The organism is Streptacidiphilus rugosus AM-16 (genome assembly GCF_000744655.1).
In the GTDB taxonomy this organism is placed as follows: Bacteria; Actinomycetota; Actinomycetes; order Streptomycetales; family Streptomycetaceae; genus Streptacidiphilus; species Streptacidiphilus rugosus.
Genome location: NZ_JQMJ01000004.1, coordinates 3,619,321 through 3,639,592, shown reverse-complemented (window position 1 = coordinate 3,639,592; position 20,272 = coordinate 3,619,321). Strand labels below are relative to the sequence as shown.

The 20,272-nt window shown below is 70.5% G+C and carries 17 protein-coding genes and 1 pseudogene; all 18 read left to right on the top strand.

Annotated elements, in window-relative coordinates:
• Positions 1 to 78 precede the first annotated feature (78 nt).
• The 18 genes and pseudogenes from mqnC to BS83_RS25400 all read left to right on the top strand — a co-directional run bounded on the left by mqnC (position 79) and on the right by BS83_RS25400 (position 20,270).
• Positions 79 to 1,293, top strand: coding sequence for a cyclic dehypoxanthinyl futalosine synthase (gene mqnC, locus BS83_RS25485; protein ID WP_037602392.1), 1,215 nt, complete (start codon positions 79 to 81; stop codon positions 1,291 to 1,293).
• A 7-nt stretch (positions 1,294 to 1,300) separates the two neighbouring features.
• Positions 1,301 to 1,762 (top strand): hypothetical protein, encoded by a 462-nt coding sequence (locus BS83_RS25480; protein WP_051942803.1) that lies wholly within the window; start codon positions 1,301 to 1,303, stop codon positions 1,760 to 1,762.
• Positions 1,763 to 1,850: 88 nt separating this feature from the next.
• Positions 1,851 to 2,552 (top strand): demethylmenaquinone methyltransferase, encoded by a 702-nt coding sequence (locus BS83_RS25475; RefSeq protein ID WP_037605884.1) that lies wholly within the window; start codon positions 1,851 to 1,853, stop codon positions 2,550 to 2,552.
• Positions 2,553 to 2,634: 82 nt separating this feature from the next.
• Positions 2,635 to 3,954, top strand: a complete 1,320-nt coding sequence (locus BS83_RS25470; protein WP_037605883.1) for a geranylgeranyl reductase family protein — start codon at positions 2,635 to 2,637, stop codon at positions 3,952 to 3,954.
• Between the two features lie 10 nt (positions 3,955 to 3,964).
• Positions 3,965 to 5,278 carry a hypothetical protein gene (locus BS83_RS25465; RefSeq protein WP_157597312.1) on the top strand — a complete coding sequence of 438 codons (1,314 nt, stop codon included), beginning with the start codon at positions 3,965 to 3,967 and terminating at the stop codon, positions 5,276 to 5,278.
• A gap of 489 nt (positions 5,279 to 5,767) precedes the next feature.
• Positions 5,768 to 6,127 (top strand): NADH-quinone oxidoreductase subunit A, encoded by a 360-nt coding sequence (locus BS83_RS25460; protein WP_037605882.1) that lies wholly within the window; start codon positions 5,768 to 5,770, stop codon positions 6,125 to 6,127.
• A gap of 56 nt (positions 6,128 to 6,183) precedes the next feature.
• A complete protein-coding gene (locus tag BS83_RS25455; protein ID WP_037605881.1) occupies positions 6,184 to 6,738 on the top strand; it encodes a NuoB/complex I 20 kDa subunit family protein in 555 nt (184 codons plus the stop codon).
• Complete coding sequence (locus tag BS83_RS25450; RefSeq protein ID WP_037605880.1) at positions 6,735 to 7,478, top strand: NADH-quinone oxidoreductase subunit C; 744 nt, start codon at positions 6,735 to 6,737, stop codon at positions 7,476 to 7,478. Before BS83_RS25455 ends, BS83_RS25450 begins: the two co-directional genes overlap by 4 nt.
• Positions 7,478 to 8,866, top strand: coding sequence for an NADH-quinone oxidoreductase subunit D (locus tag BS83_RS25445; RefSeq protein WP_037605879.1), 1,389 nt, complete (start codon positions 7,478 to 7,480; stop codon positions 8,864 to 8,866). Before BS83_RS25450 ends, BS83_RS25445 begins: the two co-directional genes overlap by 1 nt.
• Positions 8,863 to 9,669 carry an NADH-quinone oxidoreductase subunit NuoE gene (gene nuoE / locus BS83_RS25440; protein WP_037609829.1) on the top strand — a complete coding sequence of 269 codons (807 nt, stop codon included), beginning with the start codon at positions 8,863 to 8,865 and terminating at the stop codon, positions 9,667 to 9,669. The genes BS83_RS25445 and nuoE overlap by 4 nt, the downstream gene beginning before the upstream one ends.
• Positions 9,666 to 10,970 (top strand): annotated as a pseudogene (nuoF, locus tag BS83_RS25435) (NADH-quinone oxidoreductase subunit NuoF); the annotation flags it as partial. The gene nuoE and the pseudogene nuoF, both read left to right, overlap by 4 nt.
• Positions 10,971 to 11,083: 113 nt before the next feature.
• Entirely contained in the window at positions 11,084 to 13,645 is a 2,562-nt protein-coding gene (locus BS83_RS25430) for an NADH-quinone oxidoreductase subunit G (RefSeq protein WP_051943911.1), read from the top strand.
• Positions 13,642 to 14,994, top strand: a complete 1,353-nt coding sequence (nuoH, locus tag BS83_RS25425; RefSeq protein WP_051943909.1) for an NADH-quinone oxidoreductase subunit NuoH — start codon at positions 13,642 to 13,644, stop codon at positions 14,992 to 14,994. Before BS83_RS25430 ends, nuoH begins: the two co-directional genes overlap by 4 nt.
• Position 14,995: 1 nt before the next feature.
• A complete protein-coding gene (gene nuoI / locus BS83_RS25420) occupies positions 14,996 to 15,574 on the top strand; it encodes an NADH-quinone oxidoreductase subunit NuoI (RefSeq protein WP_037605878.1) in 579 nt (192 codons plus the stop codon).
• Complete coding sequence (locus BS83_RS25415; RefSeq protein WP_037605877.1) at positions 15,571 to 16,446, top strand: NADH-quinone oxidoreductase subunit J; 876 nt, start codon at positions 15,571 to 15,573, stop codon at positions 16,444 to 16,446. The genes nuoI and BS83_RS25415 overlap by 4 nt, the downstream gene beginning before the upstream one ends.
• Positions 16,443 to 16,742, top strand: coding sequence for an NADH-quinone oxidoreductase subunit NuoK (gene nuoK, locus BS83_RS25410; RefSeq protein WP_037605876.1), 300 nt, complete (start codon positions 16,443 to 16,445; stop codon positions 16,740 to 16,742). The genes BS83_RS25415 and nuoK overlap by 4 nt, the downstream gene beginning before the upstream one ends.
• A 19-nt stretch (positions 16,743 to 16,761) precedes the next feature.
• A complete protein-coding gene (gene nuoL / locus BS83_RS25405) occupies positions 16,762 to 18,669 on the top strand; it encodes an NADH-quinone oxidoreductase subunit L (RefSeq protein WP_037605875.1) in 1,908 nt (635 codons plus the stop codon).
• Positions 18,666 to 20,270 (top strand): NADH-quinone oxidoreductase subunit M, encoded by a 1,605-nt coding sequence (locus tag BS83_RS25400; RefSeq protein WP_037605874.1) that lies wholly within the window; start codon positions 18,666 to 18,668, stop codon positions 20,268 to 20,270. Before nuoL ends, BS83_RS25400 begins: the two co-directional genes overlap by 4 nt.
• Positions 20,271 to 20,272: the final 2 nt, after the last annotated feature.

Below are 20,272 nucleotides of genomic sequence, written 5' to 3'. Positions count from 1 at the left end.
GGACCCGCTCCGACCCGCCACGGCGGGCCGGGCCGGGTCAGCCCCGGGAGCGGAAGGGCCCTGGCGTAGGCTGACGAGGTGACTACGCCCGCCGCAGAAACCGAGTCCCTCCAGGCCGTCCTCGACCGCGCCGCCGCCGGGGGACGCATCAGCGCCGAGGAGGCGCTGGAGCTGTACCGGCACGCGCCGCTGCACGCGCTCGGCGCTGCCGCCGACGCGGCGCGCCGTCGCCGTTACGCCGGGACCGAGCACATCGCGACGTACATCATCGAGCGGAACATCAACTACACGAACGTCTGCGTGACGGCGTGCAAGTTCTGCGCCTTTTACGCGGCGCCCAAGGACACCGAGAAGGGCTGGTCGCGCGACCTCGACGAGATCCTGCGCCGCTGCGCGGAGACGGTCGAGCTCGGCGGCACCCAGATCATGTTCCAGGGCGGGCACCACCCGGACTACGGGGTCGAGTACTACGAGCGCGCCTTCTCGGCGATCAAGAAGGACTTCCCGCAGCTAGTGATCCACTCCCTCGGCGCGTCCGAGGTCGAGCACATGTCGCGGATCTCCGGCGTCAGCGCCGAGGAGGCGATCCGCCGGATCCACGCCGCCGGGCTCGACTCCTTCGCCGGTGCGGGGGCGGAGCTGCTGCCGGAGCGGCCGCGCAAGGTGATCGCCCCGCTCAAGGAGTCGGGCGAGCGCTGGCTGGAGATCATGGAGCTGGCGCACAACCTGGGCGTCGAGTCGACCTCCACCATGCTGATGGGCACGGGCGAGACCAACGCCGAGCGGATCGAGCACCTGCGGATGATCCGCGACGTGCAGGACCGCACGGGCGGCTTCCGTGCCTTCATCCCGTACACCTACCAGCCAGAGAACAACCACCTGAAGGGCCGGACGCAGGCGACGCTCTTCGAGTACCTGCGGCTGATCGCGGTGGCGCGTCTCTTCCTCGACAACGTCGCCCACATCCAGGGCTCCTGGCTGACCGTCGGCAAGGAGATGGGGCAGCTGTCGCTGCACTACGGCGCGGACGACCTGGGCTCGGTCATGCTGGAGGAGAACGTCGTCTCCTCGGCGGGCGCGAAGCACCGCTCGAACCGGATGGAGCTGATCAACCTGATCCGCGCCGCCGGCCGCGTCCCCGCGCAGCGGGCGACCACCTACGAGCACCTGGTCGTCCACGACGACCCGGCCCATGACCCGGTGGATGACCACGTCTTCTCGCACATCGCCTCGACGGCGATCGAGGGGGGCACGGCGCACCCGGAGCTGAAGCTGCTCAGCCCGACCAACTGACCCCTCGATGCTCACCATTCACACCGGCGCCGGTACGGGCACGTCCACCGCTGTCGCCGTCGAGCGGGACCGGATCGTCGCCGTGGCGTCCGGTGACGCGGACGTCAGCGCGCTGCGCGCGGCCTACCCCGGCGCGCGTGTGCGCGAATGGCCGGGGGAGCTGCGGGCGGGGCTCCGGTGGGAGGGCGCACTGCCGGCCGCGCCCAGCCCGCGCGAGCGGGTGCACGCACTGCTGCTGCGCGGGGTGACCGCGCTGGCCGCCGACGCGCTGGACGACGATCCGGCGCTCGGACCGGCGGCGGCACGGGTCGGGCTGCCCTTCGGGTCCCCCGCCCCGCTCACCGTGGGCGCGCGGGCGGACTTCGCCGTCTTCCCGATGTCCTCGGAGGACCCGGATGCGGCCGTGGGCGCGGACGGCGTGTGCCTGGCCACAGTCCTCGGGGGCCGTCTCGTGCACCGCCGCGCATGACGCGAACGCACACCCGGGCAGCAGAAAAGCGGCAGCACGCCGAGGGGGCGCTGCCGAGCGCAGTGGAGAAGCAGAGGAGAATGACCGCGTGACCCGAGCCTCCCTGGACAAGCAGCCGCACGAGGTCGCCTCGATGTTCGACGACGTCGCGGCGAAGTACGACCTCACCAACGACGTTCTCTCGCTCGGCCAGGCCCGCCTGTGGCGGCGTGCCGTCGCGCGGGCCGTGGACGCCCGGCCGGGGCAGCGGGTGCTGGACCTGGCCGCCGGGACGGCGACGTCCTCGCTTCCGTTCGCCGAGGCCGGCGCGCGGGTCGTGCCGTGCGACTTCTCGCTCGGGATGCTGCGCGAGGGCAAGCGGCGTCACCCCGAACTCCCGCTGACGGCGGGCGACGCGACCCGGCTGCCCTTCGCCGACGACGTCTTCGACGCCGTCACCATCTCCTTCGGGCTGCGCAACGTGCAGGACACGGACGCCGCGCTGCGCGAGATGCTGCGCGTGACGAAGCCGGGCGGGCGCGTGGTGATCTGCGAGTTCAGCCACCCCACCTGGGCGCCGCTGCGCACCGTCTACAGCGAGTACCTGATGCGCGCGCTGCCGCCGGTGGCCACCGCGGTGAGCAGCAACCCGGACGCGTACGTGTACCTGGCCGACTCCATCCGGGCCTGGCCGGACCAGCCCGCACTCGCCGCCCGGCTGCAGCAGGCCGGCTGGGAGTCGGTCGCCTGGCGCAATCTGACCGGCGGAATCGTCTCCCTGCACCGGGGTACGGCGCCGACCGCTCACTAGACTCGCCAGCAGGACAGCCCAGCATCCAGCCCAGCATCCAGCCAAGCACCCCGTGCGCACCCCGACGACCCAGGAGCCCAGGTTGAGCGAGACCCCCGCCGTGGAGAGCGCTGCGAGCACCCCCGCCGTGGAGGCGTACGCCGACGCCATCGTCGTCGGCGCCGGTCCGGCCGGGTCGGCGACCGCGTACCACCTGGCCCGGTCCGGGTTGGAGGTGCTGCTGCTGGAGAAGTCCGCCTTCCCGCGCGAGAAGGTCTGCGGCGACGGTCTGACCCCGCGCGCCGTGAAGCAGCTGGTCGACATGGGCATCGACGTGTCCGAGGAGAACGGCTGGCTGCACAACAAGGGCCTGCGCATCATCGGCGGCGGCGTGCGGCTGGAGCTGGACTGGCCGGAGCTGGCCGCGTTCCCCGACTACGGGCTGGTGCGCAAGCGCGCCGACTTCGACGAGATGCTGGCGCGCCAGGCGGAGAAGGTCGGCGCCAAGCTGCACGAGGGCTGCAACGTCACCGGACCGCTGCTGGACGAGCGGACCGGCCGGGTCGTCGGTGTGACCGCGAAGCTCGGCGAGGGCGAGGAGAAGCGGCTCGTGGAGTTCCGCGCCCCGCTGGTCGTCGCGGCGGACGGCAACTCGACCCGGCTCTCGCTCGCCCTCGGACTGCACCGGCGCGAGGACCGCCCGATGGGCGTCGCGTACCGGACGTACTTCACCTCGCCGCGCGCGGACGACGACTACCTGGAGTCCTGGCTGGAGCTCTGGGACCGGCGGGACGGGCAGGACAAGCTGCTGCCCGGCTACGGCTGGATCTTCGGCATGGGCGACGGCACCAGCAACGTCGGCCTGGGCCTGCTGAACACCACCAAGTCGTTCAAGGACATCGACTACCGCGAGCTGCTCAAGGTCTGGTGCGCCGGCATGCCCGAGGAGTGGGGCTACACGCCGGAGAACATGACCGAGCCGATCCGCGGCGCGGCGCTCCCGATGGCCTTCAACCGGCAGCCGCACTACAGCCGGGGCTTCCTGCTGGTCGGCGACGCGGGTGGGATGGTCAACCCGTTCAACGGGGAGGGCATCGCGTACGCGATGGAGTCCGGGCAGATCGCGGCGGGCGTCATCGTCCAGGCGCTGGCCCGGACCACGGACCAGGCTCGCGAGCGTGCGCTGGAGGCGTACCCGCGGATCCTCAAGGACGTCTACGGCGGCTACTACTCGCTCGGCCGCGGCTTCGTGAAGGCGATCGGCAACCCGCTGGTGATGCGGATGGCCGCCCAGCACGGGCTCACGCACCCGGTGCTGATGAAGTTCGTGCTGAAGCTGCTGGCGAACCTCACCGACCCGCAGGGCGGTGACGCCATGGACCGGATCATCAACGGACTGGCCAAGGTCGCCCCCAAGGCATGAGTATCGGTCCGTGACAACAGACGCCGCCGACACGCAGGAACTGATCGAGGAGCCGCCGCCAGGAGGGAGCAGGGCCGGAAGGCTGCGTGCCTCGGGGGAGCGCCTCGGCAGGCGCTTCGGTGCGCCGCTGGCGCTGTACGGCACGGTGAAGCTGATCGGCCTGCTGGTCTTCCTGCGGCTGCTCGCCTACTCGGGCACGTACCGGACCAACACGCCCCGCTACGGCGGCGGCGCGAAGCCCTGGGACGTGCTGGGGTCGTGGGACGGCTGGTGGTACCTGGACGTCGCCGCGCGCGGTTACCACCCGGCGCTGACGCCGATGGCGCCGCTCGGGCCGTTCACGATGGAGCAGAACTCCGTCGCCTTCTTCCCGCTGTATCCGGGGCTGATAAGGCTGGTCAGCGAGGTCACCGGGCTCGGGCTCTACGGGGCCGGGATGCTGGTCTCCGTGGTCGCCTCGTTCGTGGCGGCCGCCGGGATCTTCGCGTTGACCGAGAAGGTCACCGGGAGCCGGCGGGCGGGCGTGCTGGCCGCCGGGCTGTGGGCGGTCTTCCCCGCCGCGTCCGTGCAGTGGTCGGTCTACTCGGAGGCGCTCTTCACCGCGTTCGCCGCCTGGGCCTGCTACGCGGTGGTCTCCCGGCGCTGGTTCGCGGCGGGGCTGCTGACCCTCGCCACCGGCCTGACCCGGCCTTCGGCGGTGACCCTGATCGCCGGCGTCTGCCTGGCCGCCCTGCTGGCGCTGTGGCGGCGTGAGGGGGTCGTGGGCAGCGGGGGCCTGGACGGGGGACCGGACCGGGACAGCTGGCGGGCGCAGCGCGGTCCCGTCTTCGCCTTCTTTGCGGCGCCACTGGGCCTGGTCGGCTACCTGACCTGGCTGGGCTTCCAGCTGCACGACTTCCGCGGCTACTTCACGCTGCAGGAGAAGGCCTGGGCGCACTCCTTCGACTGGGGCGCGAACGCCTTCAAGTCGATCCAGGGGCTGCTGCTCGGCCGCTACGACTACCTCTTCCCCTACCCGACCGAGGACTTGGTGGGGCTGGCGGTACTGATGAGCCTGCCGATCCTGGTGTTGCTGCTGTTGCGGCTGCGACCGCCGGCGGTGCTGGTGGTGTACACGCTGGGCACCCTGGCAATGATCATTCTCAGCCAGCAGATGTTCGGCACCATCAACCGCTTCGTCATGCCGCTCTTCCCGCTCGCCATCCCGCTGGCGCTGGCCCTGCGGCGGATGAGCCGCGGCCAGGCGGTTGCGCTGCTGCTGATCCTGGGCGCGCTGTCGGGCTGGTACGGCGGCTACGCGATCTTCAACCTCGGCGTGCCGTAGGCCGCCTGTTCCCACCAGATCTCCAGCGATCTCCAGCGATTTCAGCGCGCCGTCGGGTTCCTCCCGGCGGCGCGCTGCTGTGTGGGGTCAAGTTCCGGCGGGGGCGTCACCCTGGCGAGTCGGGATTCACTAACACGTGGTTGCCCCAGGATCAAAACTTGCCTTGGATCCACGGCCGATGCTAGGTGCAGGGCCTCCGAGCTGCGTCAATGCACAGCATCCCCACTGCTTGTGAACGCAGGCACACGCAATGTGTCCGATTTTGCACTCTCATTGCTTCATGATCATTCGTCAGGTGGCGTAGATCACAATCTTGGTCTGTGACCGCGTGTCGCAGATCACATGCGAAGAGGCATAGGATGCAGCCGTCTCAGGGGCTTGTGAACTGCCTCACATGTGGGGATCACAGTCATAAGAGCCCGCGAAGCACGGACCGCAGTCACCGACAGGGACGTCGGCTCGGACTGACGCCTGGAGAGGTCGTTCGGCATGAACGCTTATGCGCCGATTCTGGTACTTGGCGCCATCGCGGCTGCGTTCGCGGTCGGTTCGGTGGCGATGGCCGCGCTCACCGGTCCCAAGCGCTACAACCGGGCCAAGCTCGACGCCTATGAGTGCGGCATCGAGCCCACGCCGCAGCCGGCCGGCGGCGGCCGGTTCCCGATCAAGTACTACCTGACGGCGATGCTCTTCATCGTCTTCGACATCGAGATCGTCTTCCTCTACCCGTGGGCCGTGACCTTCGACGCGCTGGGGATCTTCGGCCTGGTCGAGATGGTGCTGTTCATCGCCACGGTGTTCGTCGCCTACGCGTACGTCTGGCGGCGCGGGGGGCTCGAGTGGGACTGACCGAGCGGATCACCGCACCGTACGGACAACACCGAGGCTGAGAAGAGGAACGACGGATGGGTATCGAGGAGAAGCTGCCCAGCGGCTTCCTGCTCACCACGGTCGAGCAGGCCGCAGGATGGGTGCGGAAGAGCTCGCTCTTCCCGGCGACCTTCGGGCTCGCCTGCTGCGCCATCGAGATGATGACCACCGGCGCCGGCCGCTACGACCTGGCGCGCTTCGGCATGGAGGTCTTCCGCGGATCGCCGCGGCAGGCCGACCTGATGATCGTCGCCGGCCGGGTGAGCCAGAAGATGGCGCCCGTCGTACGGCAGGTCTACGACCAGATGGCGAACCCGAAGTGGGTCATCTCCATGGGCGTCTGCGCCTCCTCCGGCGGGATGTTCAACAACTACGCGATCGTCCAGGGCGTCGACCACATCATCCCGGTCGACATCTACCTGCCCGGCTGTCCGCCGCGTCCGGAGATGCTGATGGACGCGATCCTCAAGCTCCATGAGCAGATCCGCACCGAGAAGCTCGGCGTCAACAAGCGCCGCGCCGAGGCGGAGGCGGAGAAGCAGGCGCTGCAGGCGGTCCCCACGATCGAGATGAAGGGGCTGCTGCGATGAGCGAGCAGAACGCCGGAGCCGGAGAGGCTGCGGAGAGCGGCGTGCCCGTGCCGCGCGAGGGGCGGACCGAGCTGGAGGTCATCGGCGTCCGGCACGGCATGTTCGGCGGCGACTCCAGCGGGACGAGCGGCGACACCTCCGGCTACGGGCGGCTGGTCCGGCCGATCGTGATGCCCGCGGCGAGCGGCCGGCCCTACGGCGCCTACTTCGACGAGGTGGCGGACGAGTTCGAGGGCGCGCTGGAGGAGCAGGGGGTGAGCCCGGACGCGGCGATCGAGAAGACCGTCGTCGACCGCGGCGAGATCACCTTCCACGTGCGGCGCGAACACCTGGTGCAGGCGCTGCGCACGCTGCGCGACGATCCGGCGCTGCGCTTCGAGCTCTGCGCGGGCGTCAGCGGCGTGCACTACCCGGGCGACGCCGGGCGCGAGCTGCACGCGGTCTACCAGCTGCGGTCGATCACCCACGGCCGGCTGATCCGGGTGGAGTGCTCCGCGCCGGACGCGGACCCGCACATCCCGTCCACGGTCGCGGTCTACCCGACCAACGACTGGCACGAGCGTGAGACCTACGACTTCTTCGGCATCGTCTTCGACGAGCACCCGGCGCTGACGCGGATCATGATGCCGGACGACTGGCTGGGCCACCCGCAGCGCAAGGACTACCCGCTCGGCGGCATCCCCGTCGAGTACAAGGGCGCGCAGATCCCGGCTCCCGACCAGCGGAGGTCGTACAACTGATGAGTACTCAGTCTGCCCCCCACGCCCCCGGGGCCCCGCACGCCCCGCGCCAGGCCGAGGCGCCGGGCCGCGACACGACCGAGGGACGCGTCTACACCGTCACCGGCGGCGACTGGGACGAGATCGTGAGCGCCGCCGCGAAGGCGGACGACGAGCGGATCATCGTCAACATGGGCCCGCAGCACCCGTCCACGCACGGCGTGCTACGGCTGATCCTGGAGATCGACGGCGAGACGGTGACCGAGGCCCGCTGCGGCATCGGCTACCTGCACACCGGCATCGAGAAGAACATGGAGTTCAGGAACTGGGTCCAGGGCACCACCTTCGTGACCCGCATGGACTACCTGACCCCGCTGTTCAACGAGACCGCCTACTGTCTGGCCGTCGAGAAGCTGCTCGGGATCACCGCCGACGTGCCCGAGCGGGCCAGCGTCATCCGGGTGCTCATGATGGAGCTCAACCGGATCTCCTCGCACCTGGTCTGCCTGGCCACCGGCGGCATGGAGATCGGCTCCACCACGCTGATGATCTACGGTTTCCGTGACCGCGAGATCATCCTCGACATCTTCGAGCTGGTCACCGGCCTGCGCATGAACCACGCCTACGTCCGCCCCGGCGGGCTGGCGCAGGACCTGCCGCCCGGCGCGCTGGACCAGATCCGCGAGGGCGTGAAGCTGCTGCGTTCGCGGATGCACGAGTACGACAAGCTCGCCACGGACAACCCGGTCTTCAAGGCCCGGCTGGTCGACGTCGGCTACCTGGACCTGCCCGGCTGCATGGCGCTCGGCGCGACCGGGCCGATCCTGCGGGCCACCGGACTGCCGCACGACCTGCGCAAGTCCGACCCGTACTGCGGCTACGAGCAGTTCGACTTCGAGGTCGAGACCGCCGACACCTGCGACTCCTACGGGCGCTTCCTGATCCGGCTGCGCGAGATGGAGCAGTCGCTGCGGATCGTCGACCAGTGCCTGGAGCTGCTGAAGGGCTCCTCGGGCGCCGGCGTCGGCGGCTCGGTCATGGTGGCGGACAAGAAGATCGCCTGGCCCGCGCAGCTCGCGCTGGGACCGGACGGGATGGGCAACTCGCTCGACCACATCCGCACCATCATGGGCGAGTCCATGGAGGCGCTGATCCACCACTTCAAGCTGGTGACCGAGGGCTTCCACGTCCCGCCGGGCCAGGCCTACACGGCGGTGGAGTCGCCCAAGGGCGAGCTCGGCGTGCACGTCGTCTCCGACGGCGGCACGCGTCCGTACCGGGTGCACTTCCGCGACCCGAGTTTCACCAACCTGCAGACGATGGCCGCGATGTGTGAGGGCGGGCAGGTCGCCGACGTGATCGTCGCCGTGGCCGGCATCGACCCGGTGATGGGAGGCGTGGACCGGTGAGTGCGACCGAGCAAGTGCAGCTGGGTCTGCCGGAGCTGCCGGCGGCGCCCTACCCGGCGGAGGTGCGCGAGCGGCTCGACGCGGACGCGGCGGCGGTCATCGCCCGCTACCCGCAGTCGCGCTCCGCGCTGCTGCCGCTGCTGCACCTGGTGCAGGCGGAGGAGGGCTTCGTCAGCCGGACCGGGATCCGGTACTGCGCCGAGCAGTTGGATCTGACCACGGCCGAGGTGACGGCGGTGGCGACCTTCTACACCATGTACCGGCGGCGTCCGGCCGGCGAGTACCACGTCGGGGTGTGCACCAACACGCTCTGCGCGGTGCTGGGCGGTGACCAGATCTTCGCGGAGCTGCAGGAGCACCTGGGCATCGGCAACAACGAGACCACCGAGGACGGCTCGGTCTCGCTGGAGCACATCGAGTGCAACGCGGCCTGCGACTACGCGCCGGTGGTGATGGTCAACTGGGAGTTCTTCGACGACCAGACCCCCGAGAGCGCCCGCGAGCTGGTCGACCGGCTGCGCGCCGGCGAGGAGGTACGGCCCACCCGCGGGGCGCGGCTGTGCAGCTTCAAGGAGACCGCGCGGATCCTGGCCGGCTTCCCCGACGAGCGGCCCGGCGCGGTGGACGAGTCCGGTGCGGGCGGCGCGCCCAGCCTGGCGGGGCTGCGGCTCTCGCGCGGCGAGACGCTGCCGGGCGCCGCGCCGACCCGGGTGGTCGCGCCGCGCCACGAGGAGGCGGAGCCCACCGGCGACGCGGGCGGCACCGAGGCCGACCGGACCGGCACGGAAGGGGACGAGGCATGACCGCGACGCACCCGGAGAAGCTGCTCTCCCCGGTCCTCTCCGCGACCTGGGACGCGGACAAGCCGTGGACGCTGGCCACCTACCGCGCCAACGACGGCTACAAGGGCCTGCACGAGGCGCTGCGGATGGACCCGGACGCCGTCATCGCGCTGGTGAAGGACGCCGGTCTGCGCGGCCGAGGCGGCGCGGGCTTCCCGACCGGCATGAAGTGGCAGTTCATCCCGCAGGGCGACGGCAAGCCGCACTATCTGGTGGTCAACGCGGACGAGTCCGAGCCGGGCACCTGCAAGGACATCCCGCTGCTCTTCGCCAACCCGCATTCGCTGATCGAGGGCATGATCATCGCGAGTTGGGCGATCCGCTGCAGCCACGCGTTCATCTACCTGCGCGGCGAGACCGTGCCGGTGCTGCGGCGGCTGCACGCGGCGGTCCAGGAGGCGTACGACGCCGGATACCTGGGGCAGAACGTGCTGGGCAGCGGCTTCGACCTGGACATCACCGTCCACGCCGGAGCGGGCGCCTACATCTGCGGCGAGGAGACGGCGCTGCTCGACTCGCTGGAGGGACGGCGTGGCCAGCCGAGGCTCCGGCCGCCGTTCCCCGCCATCGCCGGTCTGTACGCCTGCCCGACGGTGGTGAACAACGTCGAGTCGATCGCGTCCGTCCCGGCGATCCTGCACCGGGGCAAGGACTGGTTCCGCTCGATGGGCAGCGAGAAGTCGCCCGGCTTCACGCTGTACTCGCTCTCCGGCCACGTCACCAACCCCGGCCAGTACGAGGCGCCGCTGGGCATCACGCTGCGCCAGCTGCTGGAGGTCACCGGCGGCGTCCGCGAGGGGCACCGGCTGAAGTTCTGGACGCCGGGCGGCTCCTCGACGCCGATGTTCACCGAGGAGCACCTCGACGTGCCGCTCGACTACGAGGGCGTCGGCGCGGCGGGCTCGATGCTCGGCACCAAGGCGCTGCAGGTCTTCGACGAGACCACCTGCGTGGTGCGGGCGGTGACCCGGTGGACCGAGTTCTACGCCCACGAGTCCTGCGGCAAGTGCACCCCCTGTCGCGAGGGCACCTACTGGCTGGTCCAACTGCTGCGCCGGATCGAGGCGGGCCAGGGCGTCGAGGGCGATCTGGAGAAGCTGAACGACATCGCCGACAACATCAACGGCAAGTCCTTCTGCGCGCTGGGCGACGGCGCGGCCAGCCCGATCTTCTCCTCGCTGCAGTACTTCCGCGACGAGTACGAGCAGCACCTGCGCGAGCGCCGCTGCCCCTTCGACCCGGCGGCCTCGACCGTCTGGGCCGCGGGCCGGGGGCGGCGCAACCAGCTGTCCGAGGACCGCAGCGCGGAGGACGACCCCGCAGACCGAGAAGCGCACGGCGACTTCGACCCGGCGAGTGAGAACGGAGTGCTGGCGTGACCGCGACGGTCCCCGAAAAGGACAGCACAGCGAAGAAGGAAGCGGCGACCGACCTGCTGACCGTCACCATCGACGGCGTCGAGGTCCAGGTGCCCAAGGGCACCCTGGTGATCCGCGCCGCCGAGCAGGTCGGCGTGGAGATCCCGCGTTTCTGCGACCACCCGCTGCTGGCCCCGGCCGGGGCCTGCCGGCAGTGCATCGTGGAGGTGGAGGGCCAGCGCAAGCCGGTCGCCTCCTGCACGATGGAGTGCGCCGACGGCATGGTGGTCCACAGCCAGATCACCTCGCCGGTCGCCGAGAAGGCGCAGCGCGGCGTGATGGAGCTGCTGCTGATCAACCACCCGCTGGACTGCCCGGTCTGCGACAAGGGCGGCGAGTGCCCGCTGCAGAACCAGGCGCTGTCGCACGGCCAGACCGACAGCCGCTTCGAGGGCGTGAAGCGGACCTACGAGAAGCCGATGCCGATCAGCACCCAGGTGCTGCTCGACCGCGAGCGCTGCGTGCTGTGCGCGCGCTGCACCCGCTTCAGCGAGCAGATCGCCGGCGACCCGTTCATCGACCTGGTGGAGCGTGGGGCGCTCCAGCAGGTGGGGACGGGCGCGGGCGACGACTTCCGCTCGTACTTCTCCGGCAACACCATCCAGATCTGCCCGGTCGGCGCGCTGACCTCGGCGGCCTACCGGTTCCGGTCCCGGCCGTTCGACCTGGTCTCCTCGCCCAGCGTCTGCGAGCACTGCGCGAGCGGCTGCGCCACCAGGACGGACCACCGGCGCGGCAAGGTGATGCGCCGCCAGGCCGGGGACGACCCCGCGGTGAACGAGGAGTGGAGCTGCGACAAGGGCCGCTTCGCGTTCCGTTACGCGCAGTTGCCCGACCGCCTGAGGACGCCGCTGGTGCGCAACGCCACCACGGGTGAACTGGAGCCCGCCTCCTGGCCGGAGGCGCTGGCCGCAGCCGCCAAGGGGCTCGCGGGCCGCCGGGCCGGCGTGCTGGTCGGCGGCCGGTCGACGGTCGAGGACGCCTACGCCTACGCGAAGTTCGCGCGGGTGGCGCTGGGCACCAACGACATCGACTTCCGGGCCCGGGTGCACAGCGCGGAGGAGGCCGAGTTCCTGGCCGCCGCCGTCGCCGGGCGTGGCGTGGACCTGGACGGCCAGGGCGTCGGCGGGTCGCACGACCGGAGCGCCGTGGACTACGCGGCGCTGGAGTCGGCGAAGACGGTGCTGCTGGCAGGCTTCGAGCCCGAGGACGAGTCGCCGATCGTCTTCCTGCGGCTGCGCAAGGCCGCGCGGACGCACGGCACGGCGGTCTTCTCCATCGCGACCCACGCCTCGCGGGGTCTGGGCAAGATGGGCGGGACGCTGCTCCCGGCCGCGCCCGGCACCGAGGCCGAGTGGCTGGAGGCGCTGGCCGAGGGCGAGCCGCTGGACGGCGCGGCGGGCGAGGCGGCACGCAGGCTGCGTGAGCCCGGCGCGATCGTGCTGGTCGGCGAGCGGCTGGCGGGCACGCCCGGCGGTTACAGCTCCGCGCTGCGGCTGGCCAGGATCACCGGCGCGCGACTGGCCTGGATCCCGCGCCGCGCGGGTGAGCGCGGGGCCGTCGAGGTCGGCGCGCTGCCGGGGCTGCTGCCCGGCGGCCGTCCGGCGACGGACCCGGAGGCGCGCCGTCAGACGGCGGCGGCCTGGGGCCTGGCCGAACTGCCGTCCGGCTTCGGCCGGGACACCGCGGGCATCCTCGCGGCGGCGGACAGCGGCGAGCTGGAGGTGCTGCTGGTCGGCGGCGTCGAGACCGAGGACCTGCCGGACCCGGTGGCGGCGGAGGCCGCGCTGGACCGGGTCGGCTTCCTGGTCAGCCTGGAGCTCCGGCCGAGCGCGGTGACCGAGCGCGCCGACGTGGTGCTGCCGGTCGCGGCGGTCGCCGAGAAGGCGGGCACCTTCCTGGACTGGGAGGGTCGGGCCCGCCTCTTCGAGGCCGCGCTCAAGCCGGACCAGATGACGCAGCGCCACCTCAACGCGGACCTGCGGGTGCTGCACATGCTGGCGGACGCCATGGACCGGCACCTGGGCCTGCCGGACGTCGGCGCGGCCCGCGGCGAGCTGGACGCCTTCGGGCTCTGGCGCGGCGACCGGGTGGACGCGCCGATCGAGCTGGCCCGTCCGCTGCCGCGCCCGAGCGCGGGCGAGGCGGTGCTGGCCGGCTGGCGGCAGCTGCTGGACGGCGGCGTGCTGCAGCAGGGCGACACCGCCCTGGCCGGCACCCGGCACCCGGCGGTCGCCAGGCTCTCGCCCGCCACGGCGGCCGAGGTCGGCGTCGCCGACGGCGCGCCGCTCACCCTGACCGGCCCGGCGGGCAGCGTGACGCTGCCGCTGGCGATCACCCCTGAACTGCCCGACCGGGTGGTGTGGATCCCGCTGAACAGCAGCCCGTCCGACGGCGGCGCGGGCGGCAGCGCCGCGCGGGCCCTGGGCGCGGTCCCCGGGCGGATCGTGGGGCTGGGCCTGGCCGCCGTCGCCACGTCCGAAAGTGCGGAGCAGCTGGACATGGAGGAGCAGCGATGACGTCTCACTCGGTGCAACTCGCGGCCGAGGACCTCTCCTTCTTCGGCCTCGACCCCTGGTGGCTGGTCCTGCTCAAGGCGGTGTTCTGCTTCGCGTTCCTGGTCCTGACGGTGCTGATCGCCATCGTCTGGGAGCGCAAGGTCGTCGCCTGGATGCAGCTGCGCATCGGCCCCAACCGGCACGGCCCCTGGGGCATGCTGCAGAGCCTCGCCGACGGCGTGAAGCTGGCCCTCAAGGAGGACCTGGTCGTCACCGGCGCCGACAAGGTGGTCTTCATCCTGGCCCCGGTGCTCTCCGCGATGCCGGCCTTCATGGCCTTCGCGGTGATCCCCTTCGGCCCGGCCGACCACCAGATCTCCATCTTCGGCACCCGGACCACGATGCAGCTGACCGACCTGCCGGTCGGCATCCTGTTCATCCTGGCCACCGCCTCGATCGGGATCTACGGCATCGTGCTGGCGGGCTGGGCCTCCGGCTCGACCTACCCGCTGCTGGGCGGGCTGCGCTCGGCGGCGCAGATGGTCTCCTATGAGATCGCGATGGGTCTGAGCTTCGCGGGCGTCTTCCTCTACGCCGGGTCGATGTCGACCTCGGCGATCGTGGACGCGCAGCAGCACACCTGGTTCGCCTGCCTGCTGCCGGTCAGCTTCCTGGTCTACCTGGTGTCGATGGTCGGCGAGACCAACCGTGCGCCCTTCGACCTCCCCGAGGCCGAGGGCGAGCTGGTCGGCGGCTTCAACACCGAGTACTCCTCGCTGAAGTTCGCGATGTTCATGCTCGCCGAGTACATCAACATGGTGACGGTCTCGGCCGTCGCGAGCGTGATGTTCCTCGGCGGCTGGCGGGCCCCGTGGCCGATCACCGCCTTCTGGGCCGGGGCCAACCACGGCTGGTGGCCCATGCTCTGGCTGATCGTCAAGATCCAGCTGCTGCTCTTCGTCTTCATCTGGCTGCGCGGCACGCTGCCCAGGCTCCGCTACGACCAGTTCATGAAGCTGGGCTGGAAGGTGCTGATCCCGGTCTCGCTGGTCTGGCTGGTCCTGGTGGCCACCGTCCGGGCGCTGCGCAACGAGGGCTACAACTTCGGCCACGTCGTGCTCTACGTGGCCGGCGGGGTGGTCGCGCTGCTGCTGCTGTCGATCCTGGTCGACATGCTGCGGCCGAAGAAGGACAAGGGCCAGGCGGTCGCCGCGGAGTCCGGCGGCTTCGACCCGATGGCGGGCGGCTTCCCCGTGCCGCCGTTGCCGGGCCAGACGCTCCCGGCCGTGCCGCGGCGACGCTCCCGGCAGGAGAACGCACAGGAGAGCAGCGCCCCCGTTGCTGCACTGAAGGGAGACGACGGTGCCTGACATGCTGGGACCCGCCGCAGGCTTCGGCGTGACCTTCAAGGCCATGTTCAAGAAGCGGCTGACCGAGCAGTACCCGGAGTACAAGAAGCCCACCGCGCCCCGCTTCCACGGCCGCCACCAGCTCAACCGCCACCCGGACGGGCTGGAGAAGTGCGTCGGCTGCGAGCTGTGCGCCTGGGCCTGCCCGGCGGACGCGATCTATGTCGAGGGCGCGGACAACACCGACGAGGAGCGCTACTCGCCGGGCGAGCGGTACGGGCGGGTCTACCAGATCAACTACGCCCGCTGCATCCTCTGCGGTCTGTGCATCGAGGCCTGCCCGACGCGTGCGCTGACCATGACCAACGAGTACGAGCTGGCGGACAGTTCGCGCGAGTCGCTGATCTTCACCAAGGAGCAGCTGCTGGCCGGGCTGACCGAGGGCATGGTCGACTCGCCGCACTCGATCTTCCCCGGCATGGACGAGCGGGACTACTACCAGGGGCACGTCACCGAGGCGGCCCCCGGCACGGTGCGGCAGGTCGCGCACAGCAAGGGCGAGCAGGACGCGAGCCCTGAAGCGAATGAGGTGACGGCATGACCTCCACCGGGGAGGCCGTCCAGTTCTGGGTGCTGGCGGTGATCGCCGTCGGCGGGGCGCTGGGCATGGTGCTCTGCAAGAAGGCGGTCCACTCGGCGCTCTGCCTGGCCGGGACGATGATCGCGCTGGCGATCTGCTACATGGCCCAGGGGGCCGTGTTCCTGGGCATCGTGCAGATCGTGGTGTACACCGGCGCGATCATGATGCTCTTCCTCTTCGTCGTGATGTTGGTCGGGGTCACCTCGGCCGACGCGGCCAAGGAGGTGCTGAAGGGACAGCGGGTCGCCGCCGTGGTCGGCGGTCTCGGCTTCGGCACGCTGCTGATCGCGGGCATCGCCAACGCCAAGCTGCGCCACTTCACCGGCGTCGGCGAGGCCAACGAGGCGGCCGGCGGCAACGTGCAGGGGCTGGCCCGGCTGATCTTCACCCAGTACGTCTGGGCGTTCGAGGTCACCGGCGCGCTGCTGATCACCGCCGCGGTCGGCGCGATGGTGCTGACGCACCGCGAGGCCACCGAGGTCCGGCAGACCCAGCGCGAGCTGGCCGAGCAGCGGGTCCGGCTGGGCACGCAGGTCACGCCGCTGCCGGCGCCCGGCGTGTACGCCCGCCACAACGCGGTCGACGCGCCCGGCCTGCTGCCGGACGGCACCCCGGCCGAGATCAGCGTCAACCCGACGCTGCGTCAGCGCGGTCAGATGCGTCAGCTCGGCGGCGACCTGCTGCGGCGGATGGGCGAGCTGGAGTCCGGCACGGCCGGCTGGCTCGGCCGCAGGGCCCCCAAGCAGCGCGCGGGCGCAGAGCTCGCGCACGTCGAGGGCGAGCGGCCGGAGAGCAGTGAGGCCGCCGAGCGCGAGGTGGAGGAGAGCAAGTGAACCCCGTCAACTACCTCTACCTGGCAGCCCTGCTGTTCACCATCGGCGCCGTCGGCGTCCTGGTCAGGCGCAACGCCATCGTGCTGTTCATGTGCGTCGAGCTGATGCTCAACGCCTGCAATCTGGCCCTGGTCACCTTCTCCCGGCTGCACGGCAACCTGGACGGGCAGATCATCGCCTTCTTCACCATGGTGGTCGCCGCGGCCGAGGTGGTCGTCGGTCTCGCCATCATCGTGAGTGTCTTCCGCACCCGTCACTCGGCCTCGGTCGACGACACCAACCTCATGAAGCTGTAGCGGCGGAGGCTGACTGACCGTGGACAATCTCATCCCCGTACTGGTCGCGGCGCCGCTGCTCGGAGCAGTCGTGCTGCTCTGCGGCGGGCGCCGCCTGGACGGCGTCGGGCACTGGCTCGGCACCGCCCTCGCCTTCGCCTCCTTCGGCGTGGGGCTCACGCTCTTCTTCGACATGCTCGGCAAGCCGGTCGGCCCGACCAACCAACGGGTGCTCACCGACCACCTGTTCACCTGGATCCCGGTCGACGGCTTCCAGGCGCAGGTCGGCTTCCAGCTGGACCAGCTGTCGATGACCTTCGTCCTGCTGATCACCGGCGTCGGCTCGCTCATCCACATGTACTCGATGGGGTACATGGAGCACGACGAGCGCAAGCGCCGGTTCTTCGGCTACCTGAACCTGTTCCTGGCCGCCATGCTGCTGCTGGTACTGGCCGACAACTACCTGCTGCTCTACGTCGGTTGGGAGGGCGTGGGTCTCGCGTCCTACCTGCTGATCGGCTTCTGGCAGCACAAGCCCAGCGCGGCGACGGCGGCGAAGAAGGCCTTCCTGGTCAACCGGGTCGGCGACGTCGGCCTTTCGATCGCGATCATGCTGATGTTCACCACCTTCGGCACCTTCGCCTACACCCCCGTCTTCGCCCACGCGAGCGCGGCCACCCAGGCGACGCTGACCGGCATCGGCCTGATGCTGCTGCTGGCGGCCTGCGGCAAGTCGGCCCAGGTGCCGCTGCAGTCCTGGCTCGGCGACGCGATGGAGGGCCCGACCCCGGTCTCGGCCCTGATCCACGCGGCGACGATGGTGACCGCGGGCGTCTACCTGATCACCCGCTCCTCGGCGATCTTCAACCTGGCGCCGACGGCACAGCTGGCCACGGTCGTGGTCGGCGCGGTGACGCTGCTCTTCGGTGCGATCGTCGGTTGCGCCAAGGACGACATCAAGAAGGCGCTGGCCGGTTCGACCATGTCGCAGATCGGCTACATGGTCCTGGCGGCCGGGCTCGGTCCCATCGGCTACGTGTTCGCGATCATGCACCTGGTGACGCACGGCTTCTTCAAGGCCGGGCTGTTCCTCGGGGCCGGCTCGGTCATGCACGGCATGAACGACGAGGTCGACATGCGGAAGTTCGGCGGACTGCGGAGGTACATGCCGCTCACCTTCGCGACCTTCGGGCTCGGGTACCTGGCCATCATCGGCTTCCCCGGCCTGTCCGGCTTCTTCTCCAAGGACAAGATCATCGAGGCGGCCTTCGCCCACGGCGGGACCGAGGGCTGGATCCTCGGCACGGCGACACTGGTCGGCGCGGCGGTCACCGCGTTCTACATGACCCGCGTGATGCTGATGACCTTCTTCGGAGAGAAGCGCTGGCAGCCGGACGCCGAAGGGCACGAGCCGCACCCGCACGAGTCGCCGCTGGTGATGGGTATCCCGATGATCGTGCTGGCCGTCGGGTCGGTCGCGGCGGGCTTCCTGTTCAACCTGAACGGCAACTTCGTCAACTGGCTGTCGCCGGTGACGGGTGTCTCCGAGGGCCACTCGCCGCTGAGCACCACGACGGTGACCATCTGCACCATGGTGGTCCTGGTCGTCGGCGTCACCGTCGCCTGGCTGATGTACGGGCGGCGCCCGGTCCCGGCGACACCGCCGCTGGGCTCGCTGCTCACCCGGGCCGCCAGGAAGGACCTGCTGCAGGACGACTTCAACCACGTCGTCCTGGTCGGCGGCGGCACCCACCTGACCCGCTTCCTGGTCTACCTGGAGGCCAAGGGCCTGGACGGCCTGGTCAACGGCATCGCGGCGCTGGTCGGCGGCACCTCCGGCCGGGTGCGCAAGGTGCAGAACGGTTATGTCCGGTCCTACGCGCTGTCGATGTTCGGCGGGGCGCTGGTACTGGTCGCCACGACGCTTCTGATGAGGGCCGTCGCATGAGTTCATTCCCCATTCTGACGATCACGACAGCCCTTCCGGCGGTGGGCGCGATCCTCACGGCCGCGCTGCCGCCTGCGACGGACGCCAAGCGCCGGGACCGGAACAAGATCATCCCGCTGGCCTTCGCGCTCGCCACGCTGGCGCTGGCCGCCGTCGTCGCGGGGCGCTACAACCCGCACGGCGCCCGGTTCCAGATGACCGAGTACCACGCCTGGATCTCCCAGTTCGGCATCGGCTACAGCGTCGGCGTCGACGGCATCGCCGTCGTGCTGATCCTGCTGACGGCGCTGCTGGTGCCCTTCGTGATGCTCGCCTCCTGGCACGACGCCGACCCGGTGGCCGACGACTCGGGCACCTTCGAGCGGAACCGCCGCACCCAGGGCTTCTTCGCGCTGATCCTGGCGGTCGAGGCGATGGTGGTGCTGTCGTTCGAGGCGACCGACGTCTTCCTGTTCTACGTCTTCTTCGAAGCCATGCTGATCCCGATGTACTTCCTCATCGGCGGCTTCGGCGACCGGACCAGGGGCGAGGACGCCAGGCAGCGCAGCTACGCGGCCGTCAAGTTCCTGCTCTACAACCTGCTCGGCGGCCTGGTCATGCTGGCGGCGGTGATCGGGCTCTACACGATCACGCACACCTTCGACCTGGTGCGGATCACGGACGCGCTGCAGTCCGGCTCGCTCCACTTCTCGCCGGTCGCCGAGAACGCGCTCTTCCTCGGCTTCATGTTCGCGTTCGCGGTGAAGGCGCCGCTCTGGCCGCTGCACACCTGGCTGCCGAACGCGATGGGCGAGTCCACCGCCGGAGTCGCGGTGCTGATCACGGCCGTGGTCGACAAGGTCGGCACCTTCGCGATGCTCCGCTTCTGCCTGCAGCTCTTCCCGCAGGCGAGCAAGACCTTCGCCCCGGCGATCCTGGTGCTGGCGGTCATCGGCATCATCTACGGCGCGCTGCTGGCGGTGGGGCAGAAGGACATCAAGCGCCTGATCGCCTACGCGTCGATCTCGCACTTCGGCTTCATCATCATGGGCATCTTCGCGATGACCAGCCAGGGCCAGTCCGGGGCGACGCTCTACATGGTCAACCACGGCATCTCCACGGCCGCGCTGCTGCTGGTGGCGGGCTTCCTGATGTCGCGGCGCGGCAGCCGGCTCATCGCCGACTACGGCGGCGTGCAGAAGGTCGCACCGGTGCTGGCGGGCACCTTCCTGATCGGCGGCCTGGCGACCCTGTCGCTGCCGGGCCTGGCTCCCTTCGTCAGCGAGTTCCTGGTGCTGGTCGGGACGTTCTCGCGCTACCCGGCGGTCGGCATCGTGGCGACCGCGGGCATCGTGCTGGCCGCGCTGTACGTGCTGGTGCTCTACCAGCGCACCATGACCGGCCCGGTCAAGCCCGGCAACGAGGGCGTGTCCGACCTGAAGGCGCGTGAGCTCGTCGTCGTCGCCCCGCTGATCGCGCTGCTGATCGTGCTGGGCGTCTACCCGAAGCCGGTCGCGGACATCGTCAACCCGTCGGTGAACACCACGCTCTCCCAGGTGGGGCAGACCGACCCGGCACCGCACATCAACACGGCTGACAGCTCAACTGGAGGCGGGCAGTGACT